Genomic DNA, 17,682 nt, shown 5'->3' on the forward strand with positions numbered 1-17,682 from the left:
GCCGCCGGGGCCACCTGCCTGGAGACCCAACCATGACCACGCCGGACGACTCCGAGTCCGTCACGTGGCTCCGTCCCGAGTACAAGGGACGCGAGCACGAACTGATCAACCTCGCCGCTGGAGCAGCCCTCGTCGGGGTCACCCGCTCCGCCGTCAGTAACTGGGCGAAGCGCCACTCCAACTTCCCCAAGATTGTGCTGCTCACAGGGATGGGCGACCGGCGCACGAAGTACGTCCCGCGCGCTGAGTTCCTCGACTTCGCTCGCAGCCAGCTGAACAAGAAGCGTGGCCCGAATCGGCCACCCGCCCCGCGCCGTCCTGCAGCAACGCTCCGAGCCGAAGAGATCGCGCATGCGCAGCGGCAGATAGAGCGCCTCACGGAACTCGAGGCGCGTCAGGCCGCAACGCTTGCCAACACGCGCCGTGCCTTGAAGAAGCACAGGGCGCGACTCCAACGCGCCAAGCGGCGCCTGGCCGAAGAAGTTGCCGCTGCACGGCAGGTAGGAGCTGACCCAGGTAAGGAGGTTCTGGACAGGCGATCAAAGGGCTAGCCTGTGATCAGGCGGCTGACCAGCTAGAAGCCGCGATGCTCCCCCTCCGGGCACGGGAGGTGTGAGCCTGCTGCGCCGGTAAGGCACTCCGCTGCGCTCAAGATCGATCGGGGCACGTCTCGCATCGGCGACCAGCACCTTCGCAAACCGCACGGTGCCGCAGCAATCTCGATTCGCGCTCCGGGGCTCGGTAATGGGACCCCTCAGGGACCCGTACGGTGCCCAGGGACCCGCGAGGGACCGGAAGGGCACGGAAGGATCAGGAAGGACAAGGGGCTCAGACGTACGACATCACGGCTCTGACCTGCGAAAACAGGAAGCGCACGGCAGGATCAGGAAGATCGCGGATGATCCTCAAAGGACTCATAATCCGTCGGCCGTGGGTTCGAGTCCCACCCGCCCCACCAGTCGCAGGTGGATGCAGGACCGTTTCTACCTGCACAAACGCGAAAACGAGGGTTACCCCTCCAGAGTGGCGACCCTCGTTCATTCGATCAGTCCAAGATCCAGTGGACACGTAGTGGACGCCGCGTGGGCGACATACGAGTCATGATCGAAATTTGCCGCATCGGCCGTTCAGCGTCGTGGGGTGCGGTGAGACTCCGCGGGCATCGTCGGCCCGCGGATGTGGGTGATGTATCATGGCCGCGTACATCGCGTACATCGCGTACTTCAGGGTGGTGGCTGAGATGTCTGTGACACAGATCGACCTGGACGACGAGGCACTCGCCGAGGCGATGCGTCTCATGGGCTCCACTACGAAGAAGGACACAGTCAACGCGGCTCTCCGGGACTACGTGGCGCGCATCAAGCGGCTTGAGGCGGCCGAGAAGCTGGCCGCGCGCGGCGAGCGAGGTGAGTTCGAGGCTGCGGCGGCCGCGCACGACGCTGCCAAGCGCGCACGGCAGGCAGCCTTCGAGTGATCACGTACCTTCTCGACACATCTGCTCTGTGGCATCTGTTCCGCACTCCCGGGGCGATCCGGCCGTGGGAAGGGCACATTGCCGCCGGTGTGTTCCACGTCTGTGAGCCGACGAGGACGGAGTTCCTCTACTCCGCCACAGGGCCGGCTCACCGCGACGAGCTTGCGGAGGAGTTGGATGCGCTGTGCCGGCTCTCGCCGGTGCCGAAGAGCGCATGGCGCTGGGTGGACTCCGCGCAGTACAAGCTCACGCAGCGGGGGCAGCACCGCTCCGCGGGGGCCATCGATCTCCTGGTGTGCGCCACTGCGGTACACCACGGTCACACGGTGCTCCATGTGGACAACGACTTCACCACCGTGGCGGCGGTCCTGAAGGATGTGCAGCAGCGGGACGCACGCGCCTGACGCCGACGACGCTGCGGCACGCCCCTCCGGCCGATCGCGTCCCATGAGGCCCCGCGGGATATGACCGAACCAGGTCAGGCGGGTGGCGCTGCACCGCCATCCGGCGTTGCGGTAGCGGCACCGTACGCGGCCTTCCACCTTCGCAGGACGCGGGAGCCCGGCCGCCAGAAGGCCGCGTCAGTGCGCTTCACACCGTCCAGGCCACGGCCGGCCACGATGCGGCCGATGTCGGGCATCAGGGATTCGGCGGTCTCTTCAACCTACTGTGCCACCCTCGGGCGAAGGGGGGAGCGGCCTGCTTCGCCGGTAAGGCAGTCCGCTGCGCCGGAGTTCAATTCCATCCCCTCTCGGTGACCTCGGCCTGCGCCGAGGGCTCACCATGCCGTTCGTGCCGGGCGTGAAGAGGGCGCCGGTGGACTCCCCAGTGGACACGCAGTGGATGGAAGGACCAGGAAGGATCAGGAAGGACCAGGAAGGATCAGGAAGGATCAGGAAGGCTGGCGCAGAGCCAGAACGGCGAAGTGCGTCTGACCTGGTGAGCAAGACGGAGAACGCGTACCTCAGGTAAAGCAGCAAGGGTCACGGCGGCGGCTCGCCCCATGCGTCTGGGCCGCCGAGGTCGAACTGGTCAGGGTCGAGGCCGGCTCGGTGCATGAACACTCGGACCTGCGGCACCTCCAGTGGCCGGCGTCGGGGCGCTGGGCGCTCCCGGGCGTGAAGCGGATCCGGTCGTCGACAGACGCGTCGGCCGGGGCCGCGGTTCCGCCCGCGCCGCATCGCGCGCGGGTGGAGACCGTCGAGCCCGGCCGCGGGTTCTCCTTCCGGTGGCTGCCCCGACCGGGAGACCTGGTCGACATCACCGTCCCGGCGGTGACCGGACCGGGTTTGCCCGAGTTCCGGTCGCGCCTTCACCCAGGGGGGTGGTCGTCCCCCGTGGTCCGCCCGCGCCAGGCATGTCCGGGCGACCGCCTGACGATGATGCCGGCGTGACCGCCGCGATGCTCCGCCCACCGGCCCTGGCCCTGGCTCTGCTGATCTCGTCCACCCTGCTCGGTTCCGGGCAGGCCCAAGCGGCGTCCGTGCCACGGCCGGTGACCGTGGGGGAGCGGGCCACGGACGCCTACCTGGACGCCGTCCGGCACGAACCGCGCCTCCTCGGTGACTTCTTCCGCCGGCTGCCCAAGGGGGCGGACCTGCACAACCACCTCTCCGGCGCGGCCGCCACGGAGTACCTGATCGAGCTGGCCGCCGAGGACGGGCTGTGCATCGAGACCGCGACGACGACCGCCGTCGCCCCGCCCTGCGGCACCGGGACCCGGCCCGCCGCCGACGCGCGTACCGACCGTGCCTTCCACGAGACGATCCTGCGCGCCTGGTCCATGCACGGCTTCCCGCCGGACGGCAACGGCCACGACCACTTCTTCGCCACCTTCGGCAAGTTCGGGGCGGTGAGCGAGCCGCACCGCGGCAAGCTGCTCGCCGAGGTCGCGGACGACGTGGCGGCGCAGAACCAGTTCTACCTGGAGACCATGGTCACGCCGGCCGCCGACGCCGCCGAGCGGCTCGCCGACGAGGTCGGCTGGGACAGCGACCTCGCGCGGCTGCACGCCAGGCTGACCGCCGGGGGCGGGCTGGACAGGCTGGTGGCCGAGGCCCGCGAGGAGGCGGACGCCGCCGACGCCGAGTTCCGCGCGGCCGCCCGCTGCGACACCGGTCGTCCGAGGCCGGCCTGCGCGTTGCCCGTCCGCTGGATCTCCCACGTGCTGCGGGAGAGTTCACCGGAGCGGGTCTTCACCCGGATCGCCCTCGGCATGCGCCTGGCCGAACGGGACCCCCGCTTCGTCGCGGTCAACCTCGTCCAGCCCGAGGACGGGGAGGTCGCCGTGCGCGACTATCGCCTGCACATGCGCATGCTGGACCACCTGCGCGGCGTCTACCCCCGCGCGCACCTCACCCTGCACGCGGGCGAGCTGTGGCCGGGGCTGGTCAAGCCGGAGGACCTGGCGTTCCACATCCGGCAGGCCGTGCAGGTGGCCGGCGCCGAGCGCGTCGGCCACGGGGTCGGCCTGGTCCACGAGCACGACTGGCGGCGCACCGTCCGCACCATGGCCGCCCGCGAGATCGCCGTCGAGGTGCCCTTCACCAGCAACGCCCAGATCCTCGGCGTACGCGGCGACGAGCATCCGTTCGACATCTACCGCCGTCACGGTGTGCCCGTGGTGCTGGCCACCGACGACCCCGGTGTCAGCCGCACCGACATCAGCGCCGAGTACCGGTACGCCGCCGGGACCTACGGCCTGTCGTACCCGGAGCTGAAGGATCTGGCGCGCGCCTCCCTGGAGTACGCCTTCCTGCCTGGAGGCAGCCTGTGGCGCGGCAGTCCGGCACGCGAGGGGTACCGGATCACGGCCGCCTGCCGGGGGGAACGGCCCGGGGACCCGGCTGCCGGCCCGGACTGCCGCCGCTTGCTGGACACGAGCGTCAGGGCCGCGGTCCAGTGGCGGCAGGAGGCGGCCTTCCGGCAGTTCGAGCGGACCTTCGGCGGCACCCCGGGCACGGGCGCGCAGGACCGGGTCCGGTCTCTCACCGCCCCCGTCGTGCCAGGGCCCGGCGCAGTGCCAGGCGCACCTCGCCGGGCAGGGACGGGCCGTCGTTCTCCGCGCCGGAGGTGATGGCCGCGGCGACCGTGTGGAGCTTGGTGTTGGACAGCTGGGAGGCCTCGCGGAGGATGTGCCAGGCCTCGTCGGAGGTGCAGGAGTGGGTGGCCATCAGGATGCCGCGGGCCTGGTCGATCACCGGGCGGGAGGCGATGGCCCGGCGCAGGTGCTCGATCTCCTCGCGCAGTTCGTGCAGCTGTTCCGCGCGCTCCAGGGAGACGGGGGAGGGCAGCGGGGCGGGTGAGCGCAGAACCGGGGGGTTGCGGTCCGCGGGGCGCAGGGGGTCGGAGGTGTCCAAACCGATCAGCTCCAGGATGCGGCGCGGCTGGCCGTGCCAGTTGGTGGCGGAGACCGGGACCAGATGACGGCGCCCGTAGTCGCGCAGGGTGTCCAGGAACTGCCGTCCCGCCGTGTCCATGAAGATCACGCCGGTCATGTCCAGCTCCACCCGGGCGGTGCCGGCGGGCAGTTCGTCCAGCGCTTCGGACAGGACGTCCGCGCAGCCGTGCACGAGTTCGCCCCGCACGCGGAGCACGGCCCGGCCGGTGCCGGCCGTGCGCCGGTCGATGCTGAGTGGACGCGACCGCTCCGCGAGAGAGCGTGGTGCCACTGGGGTCATGTCACCGCCTTCGTGGTCCCGTAAAGCCGTGAACGCCCGCCGGCGTCCTGGTGCGACGTCACGTTCGTCCACGGCTCTTCACGTTTCCCGATGTTGTGTGGAGCCCCCCGCCGCCCCGGTTCTGAACGTGCGCCTTCCCGGCCCACGGCGCCCTACACCCCCCGATCGCCCAGTTCGTGGATTGACCGGATCGCTTCGGGGTACGAGCGACGATGTCCAGGAGTAGGGGGAGCCGGTTGTGACCATCCGTTACCGCGTGCCGAACGCGTCCGGTGGCACGGCGGCGCGGCTGACCTTCGCACCGCTGGCCGAGCCGTTCGGCGTGCGCGCGGTGGGCGAAGTGGGACTGACCACGCGAGAGATCTGGGAACGCGCACTGGAAGAGGTGATGCGGGACGGCGGCGACGTGTGCCATCTGGAGCTGTCCGCCGTGACGTTCGTGGACGTCGCGGGCGCCGACGTGCTCGTGGACGCCGTGCGACGGCTTCCCGTCGGCAGGCGGATCGTGTTGCACCGGCCGCCGCCCGCCCTGTGCCGGACACTGGAGCTGTTCTGGCCCGGTCTGCCGGCGATCGAGGTGACGACGTCATGAGTGCCCCAGCCGAGTCCCCAGGCTCCGCCGGGCCCCGCGGCGCGCGCGAGCCGCGTGACAGCGCCGGCCCGTCCGCCCGGACCGCGCCCTTCGCGCATCCCGCGCTGTTCTACGCCGGCCGGCAGGAGTACCTCGACGGCGTCCTCCCGTTCGTCCGCGACGGGCTCGCCGCCGGGGAACCGGTGGCGGTGGCCGTGCCCCGCGGGAACCTGGAACTGATCCGGGACGGGCTCGGCGACATCGCCGACGCGGTGCGGCTGCTGGACATGCGCGAGGCCGGTCGCAACCCCGGCCGGATCATCCCCGGTGTGCTCCGCGCGTTCGCCGACGCCCAGCCGGCCGGCCGCCGGGTGCGGATCGTCGGTGAGCCGGTGTGGGCCGGGCGCACGCCCACCGAGTACCCGGCCTGCGCCCAGCACGAGGCCCTGATCAACGCGGCGTTCACGGGCCGCCGGCTGACCGTCCTGTGCCCGTACGACGTCACCGCCCTGGACGACGAGGTGCTCGCCGACGCCCGGGCCACCCACCCCACGGTCATCACCTCGGGACGGGAGAGCGGCAGTTCGGCGTACGACTGGGAAGGCGTCGTACGCCGCTGGAACCAGCCCCTGCCCGTCGTGCCGGACGCGCGGGCCTTCGCCTTCACCGCGGAGACGCTGCCGGTGGCCCGGCACACCGCCACCGGGGAGGCGGCGCGGTTCGGGCTGGCCGGCACACGGCTGGACGACCTGGCGCTGGTCACGGCCGAGCTGACCACCAACAGCGTGGTTCACGGGGGCGGTTCGGGCGTTCTGCGGGTGTGGGCCGAGGACGGGCACGTGGTGTGCGAGGTGCGCGACGGGGGACGGCTGACGGACCCGCTGGCGGGTCGCCGCCCGGCCTCCCGCGACCAGCGAGGGGGCCGCGGACTGCTGCTGGTGAACATGGTCGCCGATCTCGTACGGGTGCACGCCGGCGAGGCGGGGACGACGATCCGCTGCTGGTTCGCCCGCTGACGGCGGCTACCCGGGCGGCTGCTGGAGGGTGAGGATCGTGGTGCGCACCTCCTGGATGATCGCGTGGAGCTCGTCGACGGCACGGCCGAGCCGGTCGTGGACCTCGCCCGGCTCCGCACGGCGTTGTGCGGTCTCCAGCATCAGCGCGGCGGCGAACAGCCGTTGCACGACCAGGTCGTGCAGGTCCCGGGCGATCCGGTCGCGGTCCTCGTGGACCGCGAGGCGGGCGCGGCTGTGCCGGGCGTCGGCCAGGACCAGGGCGAGCGCGGCCTGGGAGGCGAACTTCCCGGCCAGCTGTCGTTCCAGGGGTGTGTACGCAGGGCCGCCGCGCCGGCGGGGCAGGGCGAGGGTGCCGATCAGCCGTCCGCCCGACTGCAACGGCAGCAGCATGCTGGGGCCGAACCGGTGCCGTACCGGTGTGGTCATGCGCGGGTCGGTCGCCGAGTCGTCCACGAACACCGCCTCGCCGTTCAGGAGCTGCTCCAGGACGGGGCTGCCGGGCGCGATGGTCGTGCCGACGCGGTCGCCGGGCTCCTCGGGCGCGGCGGCGGCGATCTCCATGCCGCCCGCCCCGGTGGGCAGCAGGACGATGCCCGCGGCGGCGCCGGCGAGGAGCCGGGCCCGTTCGGCGACCGTCGTCAGGGCGTCGCCCGAGCCCTCGCCGCTGAGCAGCGCGGTGGTGACGGCCGCCGCGCCCTCGATCCAGCGTTCCCGCTGCCGGGCCGCCTCGTACAGCCGGGCGTTGCCGAGGGCGATGCCGGCCTGGGTGACGAGGACGTGCAGGAGCTGTTCGTCCTCGGCGGTGAACGGTCCGCCGCCGTGCTTGCCGGCGAGCCGGAGACGGCCGAACTCCTCGTCGCCGACGAAGATCGGCACGTCGAGGGTGGGGGCGTCCGGCGGTGGGGTGGGCGGTCCCGCCCGGCGGATCTCGTCCACGCCGTCGCGGCGGGGATCGCGTGGACGGAGGGCTGCGTGGCGGGCGCCGGTCAGTTCGGCCGCGCCGTCGACCACGCGCTGGAGGGTGGCGCGCAGACCGAGGTCGGCGCCGACCCCGAGGACGGCTCCCAGCAGGAGCGCGGGCAGGCGGGGGACGTCGGGCATGCCGTTCCCGGTGGGAAAAGGGGAAGGCTGACGGCTCAGCTGCCCAGCGGGTCCAGCTCCAGCGGTTCGATCCGGCCCTCCAGCATGGTGCCGAGCCCCTGGACCGCGCACACGTCGGGCCGCTCGGCGATGGCCACCGGCATGCCGGTGGCCTGCCGCAGCATCTGGTCGAAGCCGGGGAGCAGGGCGCTGCCGCCGACCATCATGATCCCCCGGTCGGCGAGGTCGGCGACCAGGTCCGGCGGGCAGTCACGCAGCACCTTGCCGATGCCGTCGAGGACGCCGGTCAGCGGCGTCTGGATGGCGACGCGCACGGCCGCGGTGTCGATCCGCACGCTGCGGGCGAGGCCGGTGGCGACATCGCGTCCGTGGATCTCGGTGGAGGCCGGTCCCTGCGGGGTGAGTCCGTTGCCGGAGAGGGCGATCTGCAGGGGACGTACCGACTGGCTGGGCAGCACCAGTTCGTGCTCGTGCCGCAGGTGCTGCACGATCGCGTGGTCCACGGCCTCACCGCCGACCGGAATCCGCACGGCGGTCACGATCGAGCCGAGCGAGAGCACCGCGACCTGTGTGGCGGCCGCCCCGCACACCAGGACCATGGTCGCCTCGGGCTGCTCGACCGGCAGCCCGCAGCCGACGGCGGCGGCGATGAGCGTGTCGACGAGCTCGACGCGCCGGGCGCCGAGACCGACGAGGGTCTCGATGGTCGCGCGCTGGGCGAGCGGGTCGGCGTCGTGCGGGGTGCAGGCGGCGGCCCGCAGCCGGGGCTTGCGGCGCAGATGCCGGCGCATCTTGTCGCCGAGCAGATGGCGCAGCATCCGCTGGGCCATCTCGATGTCGACCACCGTGCCGCCGGACACCGGGCGCACGACCCGGATGTAGTCCGGGGTGCGTCCGGTCATCTGCTCGGCGAGCTCGCCGACCGCGATCAGCGCCCCGGTACGGGTGTTCACGGCGGCCACCGACGGCTGGTCGACGACGAGGCCCGCGCCCTTGACGTAGACCCGCGTTCGCGCCGCCCCCAGGTCGACGGCGAAATGGCAGCGCCGCAGCTGCTCCAGAGTGGCGGTCATGCGGATCCTCCCGAGCGTACGAACCGAGGTGCCGCCGGGCGGCGGGCCTCTTCTGCATCGTGCGGGGGGCCGGGCCGCGGGCGCCTTCTGGAGGGGGCCGGGCGGGGTGCGGCCGTACGGGTGGTTGTCCGGTGCGGCGCGCCCGGCAAGCTTGACGTGGACGTTCGTGACGGTGATCGGAACGGCGCCCGGAGGCGCCCCGTACGCCAGTCGCCTCCTGGCGGTGGCACGCGGACGACGACGCCTCCCTGGGACGGGGAGACGGCGCCGTCGGGGTTCCCGTCGCTCGCGCACCCTGAGTATCGCCATGGCGCACCTGCCCCAGTCGCTCTCAGGGGTGACGATCGCCTGTTCCAGGGAACAACCGCCCGCTTGTCCGGGCCAGTCCCAGTTCCGCCAAGTCCTGTGGACGGAGACGGAGTTGACCGGCCGTGGACCGCACCTCCTGGGGTGGTCGTTTGAGGATCGCGGTGGCCAGTTCCGGTGCTATGACGGAGAAGTAGCTGTCGGGGGTGGCCCAGGTGTTGCCCGGGGCGGCCAGCGCGAGCGCGCCGCCGGAGCCGCCCTCGCCGATCACCAGCGTCGTGACCGGGGTGCGGGCCGCTGCCACCGCGCCGAACACGTCGGCGATCGCCGCCCCCGCGCCCTGCCGTTCCGCTTCCGCGTCGTTGGCGGCCCCCGGGGTGTCCACCAGGGTCAGCACCGGGATGCCGAGCCGGTCCGCCAGGCGGATCAGCCGGGCCGCGGTGCGGTAGCCGGCGGGACGGGTCGCCGTCCCGGTCTGGGCGGCGTACGCCACCGTGCGGCCCGCGTGGGCGCCGAAGCCGCACAGCATCCCGCCGTCGGTGCCGCCGCACCGGTCACCGCCGATCGTCACCCGCTCCGTGAAGTAGGCGTCCAAGTAGTGGTGTGCGCGCGGGCGTTGTGGTGAGCGGGCGCGCAGCACCGCCTCCCACCCGGAGGCGGGGAGCCCGGTCGCGCCCAGCGGGCGGGGCGGCGGCGCCGGTTCGGCGGACGGGCCGGTGAGCAGCCGGAGCCACCGGCCGAGCGTCCGTCGCAGTTCCTCCGGGTGCACGACCGCGTCGGCGGCGCCCGCCGCCACCTGGGCCTCGGCCGTGTACGCCGCGGGGTCCGCGTCGGCCGGGCGGACCCGGGAGCCCGCGAAGCCGACCTGGGCGCCGGGCAGCGCGAGGACCACGTCGGCGCCCGCGCCGAGGGTGGCCCAGCCGCCGCCGGTCGTGGGGTCCCGCAACACCGCGAGCTGCGCCAGTCCGGCCTCGCGGAGCAGCACCGACTGCCGTGCCACGCGCTGTAGTTGGGCGAGCGCCACCATGCCCTCCTGCATGCGGCTGCCGCCGGTGGCGATCAGCGCGACGACGGGCAGCCGGTGGTCGCGGGCATGGGTGTACGCCGCCTGAAGCCGGTCGCCGGTGCGTTCGCCGAGCGAGCCGCCGAGGAAGCCGAACTCGAAGGCGATCAGGACGGCCTCGGTGCCCTCGACGCGGGCGGTACCGCAGACGACGGACTCGTCCTCGCCGGTGCGGTCGGCGGCACGGGCGCGCGAGGCGCGGTAACCCTGCCAGGCCAGGGGGCCGTCGGGGTCCCCGGCACGGCGTGCGGGGTGCGGGAGTTCGGTGAAGTCGTCGGTGACGAGGGCGAGGGTGGCGCGGGCGGAGAGACGGTCAGGCATGGCTGACCAGCGCCCGCTTCATGATCTTCCCCATGTCGTTGCGGGGGAGCGCGTCGAGGTGGTGCACGACGCGGGGCCGCTTGTGCGGGGCGAGGCGGCGGGCCACGTGGTCCGCGAGCTCCTCGATGCCCGGCGGGGCCTGGGGATCGGCCGGGACGACCCAGGCGACGATCCGTTCGCCGAGGTCGGGGTCGCTCTCACCGGTGACGGCTGCCTCCCGGACCCCGGGATGCTCCAGGAGCGCGTTCTCGATCTCACCGGCGCCGATCTTGTAACCGCCGCTCTTGATCAGGTCGGTGGCCTTGCGGCCGACGATGCGTACGTAGCCGTCGGGGTCGCGCACCGCCATGTCGCCGGTGCGGAACCAGCCGTCGGCGGTGAAGGCGGCGGCGGTGGCGTCGGGGCGGTCGAGGTACCCGGTGAACAGGTTGGGGCCGCGAACCTGGATCTCACCCACGCTCTCGCCGTCGTACACGGCGAGGGGCGTCCCGTCGTCCTCCACCAGCCGCAGCTCCACGCCGGGCAGCGGGACGCCGACGGTCCCGGCGCGGGCCTCGCCGTCCGCGCGGACGCTGGTGTTCATCAGCGTCTCGGTCATGCCGTACCGCTCGACGACCCGGCGGCCGGTGGCGGACGCGATCCGCTCGTGGTCGCGAACGGGCAGGGCGGCCGACCCGGAGACCAGCAGCCGCGCCCCGGCCAGCGCCTTGACCAGCCCCGGGTCGGTCGGAAGGGCCTCGGCGATGCGGTGGTACATCGTCGGGACGCCGAAGAGCATGGTCGCGCCGGAGCCCAGTTCCCGGGCCACGCCCCCGGGGCTGAACCGGCCGAGATGGCGGACGGATCCTCCGCGCCGGAGCGGGCCGAGGATCCCCAGGACCAGGCCGTGCACATGGAACAGCGGCAGCCCGTGCACGAGCACGTCGTCGCCGGTCCACTGCCAGGCGTCGGCGAGCGCGTCGAGGGTCGAGGCGATCGCGCGGCGGGGGATGACGGCGCCCTTGGGCGGGCCGGTGGTGCCGGAGGTGTAGACGATCAGGGCGGGCGCGGCGTCGTCGGCCTCACGGGCCGGGGCGGTGCCGGCCGCCCGGACGTCGACGTCGATGCGCGGCAGGCCGGCGAGCGGGGCGGGCAGTGGGGTGCCGGGCGCGGTCAGTACGGCGTCCGGGGCGCTGTCGGTCAGGATGTGCCCGAGTTCCTGCTCGCCGGACCGCGGGTTGAGCGGCACCGCGGCGACCGCGGCCGTCAGGGCGCCGACGGTGGCGACGGCGGTCTCCAGGGCCGGGGTCGCCCAGACCGCCACACGGCCGGCGGTGCGGATCCGCTCGGCGACGGCGCCGGACGCGGCGGCCAGTTGCGCGTACGTCAGGGAGCGGTCGCCGAAGGTCAGCGCGGGCTGCTCGGCCGGTCCCTGGGCGAGGGCCGGGAAGAGTGGGGACACGCGGCGTACTCCTTGGTCGTCGTCGGTCGTCGGTCGTCGGTCGTCGGGGTCGGTCCTCGTGCGGGCCGTCGTACCCGAGTGGCCGTGAGCGGGGCTCTCCCGAAGGCGGGCACGGCCGTCACCGGCCGCACCTCCGCGGGCACCGCCGCCACGACTCCTCCGTACACCATCCGCCGCCGGAAGAAACGCTCCCGGCCGCACGAGGCGGTCACGTCGGTCAGGCGGGCGGCCCGCCTCCGGCGGTGCGGCCGCTGCCCTCCCGGTCGTCGTGCCGGTGGGTACGGACCAGCGGTACGAGCGACAGCGCTCCGGCCGCCGCCAGGACGGCCGCCGCCCGCAGCACCCACTCGATCGCAGGCCCGTCGGACGCGGCCGTCGCCGCGGAACCGCTCAGCGCTTCCAGGACCGTCGCGGCCACCGTCACGGCCACCGCGCCCAGCAGCACCAGCGAGGTGAGCACCAGCCCGGACGCGGCCGCGAGACGGCCGGCCGGAACGTAGGACTGCGTGGCGGTGTTGGTCAGGGCCCAGCCGAGGCCCACGCCGATGCCGACCACGGCGAAGACGGCCGTGTAGAGCGGGAGCGGCCTGCTCCAGGTCAGCAGGAGCAGGCCCGCGGCGCTCAGCAGCATGCCCGCCGACATCACAGCCTCCGGCCTCCACCTCCGGGCCAGGTGCCCCGACCAGTAGCTGGCCCCGCCCGCCCCGACGGACAGCGCCAGGAAGACCAGGCCCGCGTCGAGCGGCGAGAGCCCGCGCGCCTGTTGCAGGTACAGGGCGGAGAGGACGGCCACCAGGCAGTACACGACGTTGGACAGGGAGCCGGCCAGGGTGACCGTGACGAACGGTCTGTTGCGCAGCAGCGTGAGGTCCAGGAGCGGCTCCGCCGCCCCGCGCTCGACCGCGAAGAAGGTCACCAGAAGTGCGGCGCCGGCGACGAGGACCGCCACCGTGGCCGGGGACGTCCACCCCCACCTGCTGCCCTGGTCCACGGCGAGCATGACGGCGGTCAGGCCGGCGGTGACGGCCACCGCCCCGGGCAGGTCCAGCCCCCGGCCGGCCTGCTCGTCGCGGGTCTCGGCGACGAAGCGAAGCATCAGCAGGGCGGCGACGGCGCAGAGCGGCACGTTCAGCAGGAAGGCCGCGCGCCAGCTGACGTGCTCGGCGAAGGCACCACCCACGAACGGGCCGAGCGCGGTGCCCACGGCGCTGAAGGCGAGGACGGTGCCCACCGCCCGCCCCTGCCGGTCGTCACGGAAGTAGGCGGTCACGACGGCGACCGCGACGGGGAAGACCAGCGCGGCCGAAGCGCCCTGCACCACACGCCCCGCGACCAGCCATGCCTCGTTCTGAGCGGCGCTGCACACCACGGACACCGCACCGAATCCGGTCAGGCCCACGATGAGGACCCGGCGGCGGCCGTGGATGTCGGCGAGCCTGCCACCGATGATCATCAGCGCGCCGAGTGCGAGCATGTAGCCGCTGACCAGCCACTGGAGATCGGTCGTCGGTTCGCCGAAGTCCCGGGCGATCACCGGGAGCATCAAGGTGAGGGCGAACCAGTCCATCTGCACGAGCAACATGGAGATCGCCGCCGCGGCGATGACCGCGCGGTCGCGCCGGGAGAAGAGCGGAGCCGTTGGCGGCCCGGTCGTGTCCTCTGCCATGAAGGTCCCCGTCCGCAGCCCTACGTCATCAGGGTGCACCCGCCGGCCGGACGAGGCACACGCAGGCGCCGGGCCGCCGGCGTCGTTCGCGGCGGCGACCAGGGCGTGGACGGCCTCCTCGGGCGTGGAGTGCGCGCCGAGCAGCTCGCGTATCCGGGCGTCGGGGACCACGGCAAAGAGGCCGTCGGAGCACAGGAGGTAGCGGTCGCCCGGGTGGGCGTCGTACAGGCGCAGGGCCTTGGGCGTGAGCCGGGTCGCCTTGGCGAAGGCGCCGATCGTCAGCAGGTGATCCACCTCGGTACTCCTCCGGTTCCGTCCGCCGATGCTGGGGCTTCACCGAAGGTGAAGGTCAAGCGGCCTGCTTCGGTTGCGGGGCGGTTGTCAGCCTGCGGGGCGATCGCCCGGAAGGAAGCGCGTGCGGCCAGGCCGTACGAGGATGGAGAGTGTCGTGCCCCGGATAGCCCTCGTCACCTGCCGTCCCGGTCCCGAGGTGAGCGCCGACCGGGATCTGCCCGTGCTGGTGGCGGCGTTGACGCAGGCGGGGGCCGACGCACAGGCCGTGGAGTGGGACCGGGACGGGGTCGACTGGGGTGGGTTCGATCTCGTGGTGATCCGTTCGACCTGGGACTACAGCTGGCGGGCCGCCGAGTTCCTGGAGTGGGTGGCGGCCTGCGGGAAGCTCACGCGGCTGGCCAATCCGGCGGACGTGGTCCGGTGGAACGCCGACAAGCGGTATCTGGGGGAGCTGGCGGCGGCCGGGGTGCCGGTGGTGCCGACCCGGTATGCCGCGCCGGGGGAGGCCGTCGAGCTGCCGTCCGACGGTGAGTTCGTGGTCAAGCCGGCCTCGGGGGCGGGGGCGCGGTTCGCCGCCCGGTACCCGCCCGGCCGGCACGACGTCGCCGTACGGCACGTCGAGCGCATGCACGCCGAGGGCCTCACCGCGATGGTGCAGCCGTATGTCGAGGGCGTCGACGTCAGCGGGGAACGGGCGCTGCAGTTCTTCGGGGGACGCCTGCTGCACGCCAGCCGGAAGGGGGCCGTGCTGGCGCGCGGGACGGCGTACGACGAGCGGAAGACCGCCCATCCGGGGCTGGCGGCATGGGTGCCGACCCGCCACGAACTGGCCGTCGCCGAGCGGGCGTTGGGTGCTGTCCCCGGTGCTCCCGAGCTGCTGTACGCGCGCGTCGACCTCGTCGACGGTCAGGACGGGCCGCGGGTGATGGAGCTGGAGCTGGTCGAGCCGAACCTCTTCCTGTCGCTGCACGCCGCCTCCGTGCCGCGGGTCGTGCAGGCGGTGCTGGCGGCGGCCGGACGATGACGCGGGCCCGGGGCGTGCCGGTGGTCCTTCCGGCACGCCCGGTCCGGGGTCACAGCACCCGCCGGCCGCCGATCATCGTGCGCTGGAGCAGGCCCCACGTGAACTCCGCCGTGACCTCGTGGCGCCGGCCCTCGGTGTCCGGGGCGGTGAAGGCGAGGCCCCAGCGGCTGGGGGCCGTGCCCTCCAGGGGGCGGGCGGGGGCGAAGGCGCGAGCCGCGTCGTCGACCGTGCAGGACCAGGGGTAGAGGTCCTCCACCGTGTGCAGGTCGGCGGGTTCGGCGTCCGGGGCGCGGACCAGCCACTCGTTCCAGACCGCGCCGCCCGGGGCGAGCAGCACCTCGAAGCGCAGGTCGGGCCAGAGGACGACGGGCCACTGCCAGGCCTCGCAGTCCAGGTCACCGATGCGGCGGGTGGTCGTCCACTCGGGTGCGCCGAGGATCGCCCGGTGCCGGCTCTGGGCGGCGCGTACGCGCGGCGAGCGGAGCAGCGTCTGCCAGCGCCGGTTCGCGTCCTGCGTGCGTGTGACGGAGACGCCCAGTTCACGTCGGGCGTCCTCGACCAGGTCGGCGTTGTGGTCGGCCATGCGGCGCAGCAGGACCACCTGGAATTCGACGAGGGTGAAGGAGCTGGTGGGGTTGTCTGGGGAGGACGGCATGCGGACCATCGTCGCCCATCCGGCGCCTTCCCGGGCGCCGTCCGTCGGGAAGAAACAGCACGGAGTTGACGTATCGGATCCGGCGGTGTATTGGGAGAACGCGGCGCACCAGTCCGTGCGAGGCGACGTGCGAAGTGGCTGCCTGGTGGGCCTCCAGGGGGAAGTCGGCGAGGGGGATCCAGTGGTCGCCGGGGAGCACCCAGCCGTCATATCCGAGGAGTTCCAAATACGTCAGGACGGGCGAGACCGGCTGGATACGGGACTCCAGTTCGACGAACAGGGCCGGGCGCTCGCGGGTCAGGAGTGCCGTGCCGCCCCGCAGGACCGCCAGCTCGCTGCCGTCCACGTCGATCTTGACGAACCCGACGTCCCGCAGGTTCAGGTCGTCCAGCGCGACACAGCGGACGTCCACGGCGTGGGCGTGGATGTCCCGCCGGACGAGTGACGACACGCCCCGGTTCCCGGTGCCGTCGGCAGGCAGCCAGAGGCGGGCCGTGCCGGGGCGGTCCGACGCGGCGGCCTGGACGACCCGGACGTTGGGCGGGGTGGTCGCGGAGAGCAGACGGGCCAGGTGCGGCACCGGCTCGACGGTCACCACCCGGCGGGCGAGGGCGGACAGGCGGCGGGTCCAGGGCCCGTACCAGCCGCCCACGTCCACGGCCGTGCCGCAGCCGGGCGGGCACAGCTCGGTGATCCTGCCGAGCTCCGGCTCGAATCGGGGGTAGACCGCGCGGGCGGTCGCCGCCACGAGGCGGGCCGGCAGGAAGGGGGCGAGGCGGGCGGCGAGCGTGGTCATGGGGCCATCCGTTTCCGGTTCCTTGGGGCCTGGTGTGCCGAGGCCTTCGGTCAGGGGGCCATGCGTTTGAGGAGCTGCTCGTGCTCGTCCTCGGAGATCTGCTCGCCGGAGGACGGCAGCAGTTGCGGAATGCCGTCGACGATCGGGTAGCGGCGGCGCAGGCGCGGGTTGTACAGGGCCTGCGCGGACGTCACGGACCCGTCCGGCGGCAGCAGATGCAGCGGGCCCTTGTCGAGCGGGCACGCGAGGATCTTCAGCAACCGGTCGTCCGGGCCGGGGATGGAACTCATGGCGGGGTCAGCTCCTTGGCGGGCGTGGGGGGCGGGGGCGCCTTGTCGTGCTTCGGCATGGTCAGCAGCACCGTGACCGCCAGCGCAGTGCCCGCCAGCCGCAGCGCGAGCCGCGGCGGGTCGTCCGGCAGTGCCTCGCCGAACGACAGCGTGCCGAGCACCGCCGTGTACAGGCAGGTCACCGTCGTGCACACCGGCACGATCAGCGAGGCCCGGCAGCGCTGCAGCGCCGCCTGCGACATGACCAGGCCGAACGCGCCGGTGAACAGCAGCAGATACGGGTACGGGGAGCGCAGTACGCCGAGCAGCGCGCCGCCGACGTCGCCGCCCGTCCAGTAGCCGGAGACACCCTTGACGGCGAGCGAGCTGACACCGTAGAGCAGGCCCACCGCCACCCCGTACTCGACGCCCGTCGTCGGCAGCCGGTGCCGGCGCAGGGCGCGGCGCTCGGCGGCGCGGTACAGCCAGACCCCGCCCGCGAGCGACGGTACGCACAGCAGCAGGACCAGCGGGTAGGGGGCGGCGTGGCCGACGGTGTCCGTGGACTCGTCCAGGGAGAGCACGACCATCAGCAGCGCGGCGAGGATCGCGGCGAGCGCGTACCGCTCCCGCCCCGTGGTCTCCTCGCCCAGCAGCCGGGCGGAGAGCAGCACGAGCAGCACCAGGCCGGAGACGAAGATGGCCTGCGCGGCGGCGATCGGCAGCGTGCGGTAGACGACGAGCTGGGCGGCGAAGCCGGCCCCGAGCGCGAGCGAGCCGCCGATCCACAGCGGGCTGCCGAGCACCAGGCGCAGCAGCCGGCCAGGCCGGCGGACGGTGACCTCGGGCAGTGCGGCCAGCGCCCGCTTCTCCAGGACGAACCCGCTGCTGTACAGGACGTTCGCCAGCAGGGCCGCGGCCACTCCCCACCA

Annotated in this window: 16 protein-coding genes and 1 pseudogene; 7 read left to right on the forward strand and 10 right to left on the reverse strand. The window is 73.3% G+C overall.

The window, feature by feature from the left end; all coding sequences use genetic code 11:
• Positions 1–32: 32 nt before the first annotated feature.
• The 4 genes from ACGF8A_RS04020 to ACGF8A_RS04035 all read left to right on the forward strand — a co-directional run bounded on the left by ACGF8A_RS04020 (position 33) and on the right by ACGF8A_RS04035 (position 4,550).
• Positions 33–551 (forward strand): hypothetical protein, encoded by a 519-nt coding sequence (locus tag ACGF8A_RS04020; RefSeq protein WP_393103968.1) that lies wholly within the window; start codon positions 33–35, stop codon positions 549–551.
• 689 nt (positions 552–1,240) lie between these two features.
• Positions 1,241–1,474, forward strand: coding sequence for a type II toxin-antitoxin system VapB family antitoxin (locus ACGF8A_RS04025; protein WP_103811040.1), 234 nt, complete (start codon positions 1,241–1,243; stop codon positions 1,472–1,474).
• A complete protein-coding gene (locus tag ACGF8A_RS04030; RefSeq protein WP_393103970.1) occupies positions 1,471–1,878 on the forward strand; it encodes a PIN domain nuclease in 408 nt (135 codons plus the stop codon). The genes ACGF8A_RS04025 and ACGF8A_RS04030 overlap by 4 nt, the downstream gene beginning before the upstream one ends.
• A gap of 998 nt (positions 1,879–2,876) precedes the next feature.
• On the forward strand, positions 2,877–4,550 hold the full coding sequence (locus tag ACGF8A_RS04035; RefSeq protein ID WP_393104500.1) for an adenosine deaminase: 1,674 nt from the start codon (positions 2,877–2,879) through the stop codon (positions 4,548–4,550).
• Here the strand turns inward: ACGF8A_RS04035 and ACGF8A_RS04040 are convergent.
• A complete protein-coding gene (locus ACGF8A_RS04040; protein WP_393103971.1) occupies positions 4,462–5,154 on the reverse strand; it encodes an ANTAR domain-containing response regulator in 693 nt (230 codons plus the stop codon). The genes ACGF8A_RS04035 and ACGF8A_RS04040 overlap by 89 nt on opposite strands.
• A gap of 238 nt (positions 5,155–5,392) precedes the next feature.
• Between ACGF8A_RS04040 and ACGF8A_RS04045 the strand changes: the two genes are divergently transcribed.
• Both ACGF8A_RS04045 and ACGF8A_RS04050 read left to right on the forward strand, forming a co-directional pair.
• Complete coding sequence (locus ACGF8A_RS04045) at positions 5,393–5,746, forward strand: STAS domain-containing protein (protein WP_393103973.1); 354 nt, start codon at positions 5,393–5,395, stop codon at positions 5,744–5,746.
• Entirely contained in the window at positions 5,743–6,741 is a 999-nt protein-coding gene (locus ACGF8A_RS04050) for an anti-sigma factor RsbA family regulatory protein (protein ID WP_393103975.1), read from the forward strand. The genes ACGF8A_RS04045 and ACGF8A_RS04050 overlap by 4 nt, the downstream gene beginning before the upstream one ends.
• A gap of 12 nt (positions 6,742–6,753) precedes the next feature.
• Here the strand turns inward: ACGF8A_RS04050 and ACGF8A_RS04055 are convergent.
• The 5 genes and pseudogenes from ACGF8A_RS04055 to ACGF8A_RS04075 form a co-directional block, all read right to left on the reverse strand.
• Positions 6,754–7,842, reverse strand: a pseudogene (locus ACGF8A_RS04055) (GAF domain-containing protein); the annotation flags it as partial.
• 35 nt (positions 7,843–7,877) lie between these two features.
• On the reverse strand, positions 7,878–8,915 hold the full coding sequence (locus tag ACGF8A_RS04060) for a rod shape-determining protein (RefSeq protein WP_393103977.1): 1,038 nt from the start codon (positions 8,913–8,915) through the stop codon (positions 7,878–7,880).
• A gap of 331 nt (positions 8,916–9,246) precedes the next feature.
• Positions 9,247–10,605, reverse strand: coding sequence for a carboxyl transferase domain-containing protein (locus ACGF8A_RS04065; protein ID WP_393103979.1), 1,359 nt, complete (start codon positions 10,603–10,605; stop codon positions 9,247–9,249).
• Entirely contained in the window at positions 10,598–12,046 is a 1,449-nt protein-coding gene (locus ACGF8A_RS04070; RefSeq protein WP_393103981.1) for an acyl-CoA synthetase, read from the reverse strand. The genes ACGF8A_RS04065 and ACGF8A_RS04070 overlap by 8 nt, the downstream gene beginning before the upstream one ends.
• A gap of 217 nt (positions 12,047–12,263) precedes the next feature.
• The gene (locus ACGF8A_RS04075; RefSeq protein ID WP_393103983.1) at positions 12,264–14,006 is read right to left on the reverse strand and encodes an MFS transporter; all 1,743 of its coding nucleotides are present in this window, start codon (positions 14,004–14,006) and stop codon (positions 12,264–12,266) included.
• Between the two features lie 154 nt (positions 14,007–14,160).
• On the opposite strand from ACGF8A_RS04075, the gene ACGF8A_RS04080 reads away from it, so the two are divergent.
• On the forward strand, positions 14,161–15,030 hold the full coding sequence (locus ACGF8A_RS04080; protein WP_393103985.1) for a RimK family alpha-L-glutamate ligase: 870 nt from the start codon (positions 14,161–14,163) through the stop codon (positions 15,028–15,030).
• Positions 15,031–15,079: 49 nt separating this feature from the next.
• Here the strand turns inward: ACGF8A_RS04080 and ACGF8A_RS04085 are convergent, their stop codons facing one another.
• Genes ACGF8A_RS04085 through ACGF8A_RS04100 form a run of 4 tightly spaced genes read right to left on the reverse strand, consistent with a single transcriptional unit; the run spans position 15,080 to position 17,673 of the window.
• The gene (locus tag ACGF8A_RS04085) at positions 15,080–15,685 is read right to left on the reverse strand and encodes a hypothetical protein (protein WP_393103987.1); all 606 of its coding nucleotides are present in this window, start codon (positions 15,683–15,685) and stop codon (positions 15,080–15,082) included.
• Positions 15,570–16,481 (reverse strand): FkbM family methyltransferase, encoded by a 912-nt coding sequence (locus tag ACGF8A_RS04090; protein ID WP_393103989.1) that lies wholly within the window; start codon positions 16,479–16,481, stop codon positions 15,570–15,572. Before ACGF8A_RS04090 ends, ACGF8A_RS04085 begins: the two co-directional genes overlap by 116 nt.
• Before the next feature lie 50 nt (positions 16,482–16,531).
• Positions 16,532–16,771: a Trm112 family protein gene (locus tag ACGF8A_RS04095; protein WP_393103991.1), complete on the reverse strand. Its 240-nt coding sequence runs from the start codon at positions 16,769–16,771 to the stop codon at positions 16,532–16,534.
• Entirely contained in the window at positions 16,768–17,673 is a 906-nt protein-coding gene (locus tag ACGF8A_RS04100) for a hypothetical protein (protein ID WP_393104502.1), read from the reverse strand. Before ACGF8A_RS04100 ends, ACGF8A_RS04095 begins: the two co-directional genes overlap by 4 nt.
• Between the last annotated feature and the right edge of the window lie 9 nt (positions 17,674–17,682).

The organism is Streptomyces sp. NPDC047706 (genome assembly GCF_043204795.1).
GTDB lineage: Bacteria > Actinomycetota > Actinomycetes > Streptomycetales > Streptomycetaceae > Streptomyces.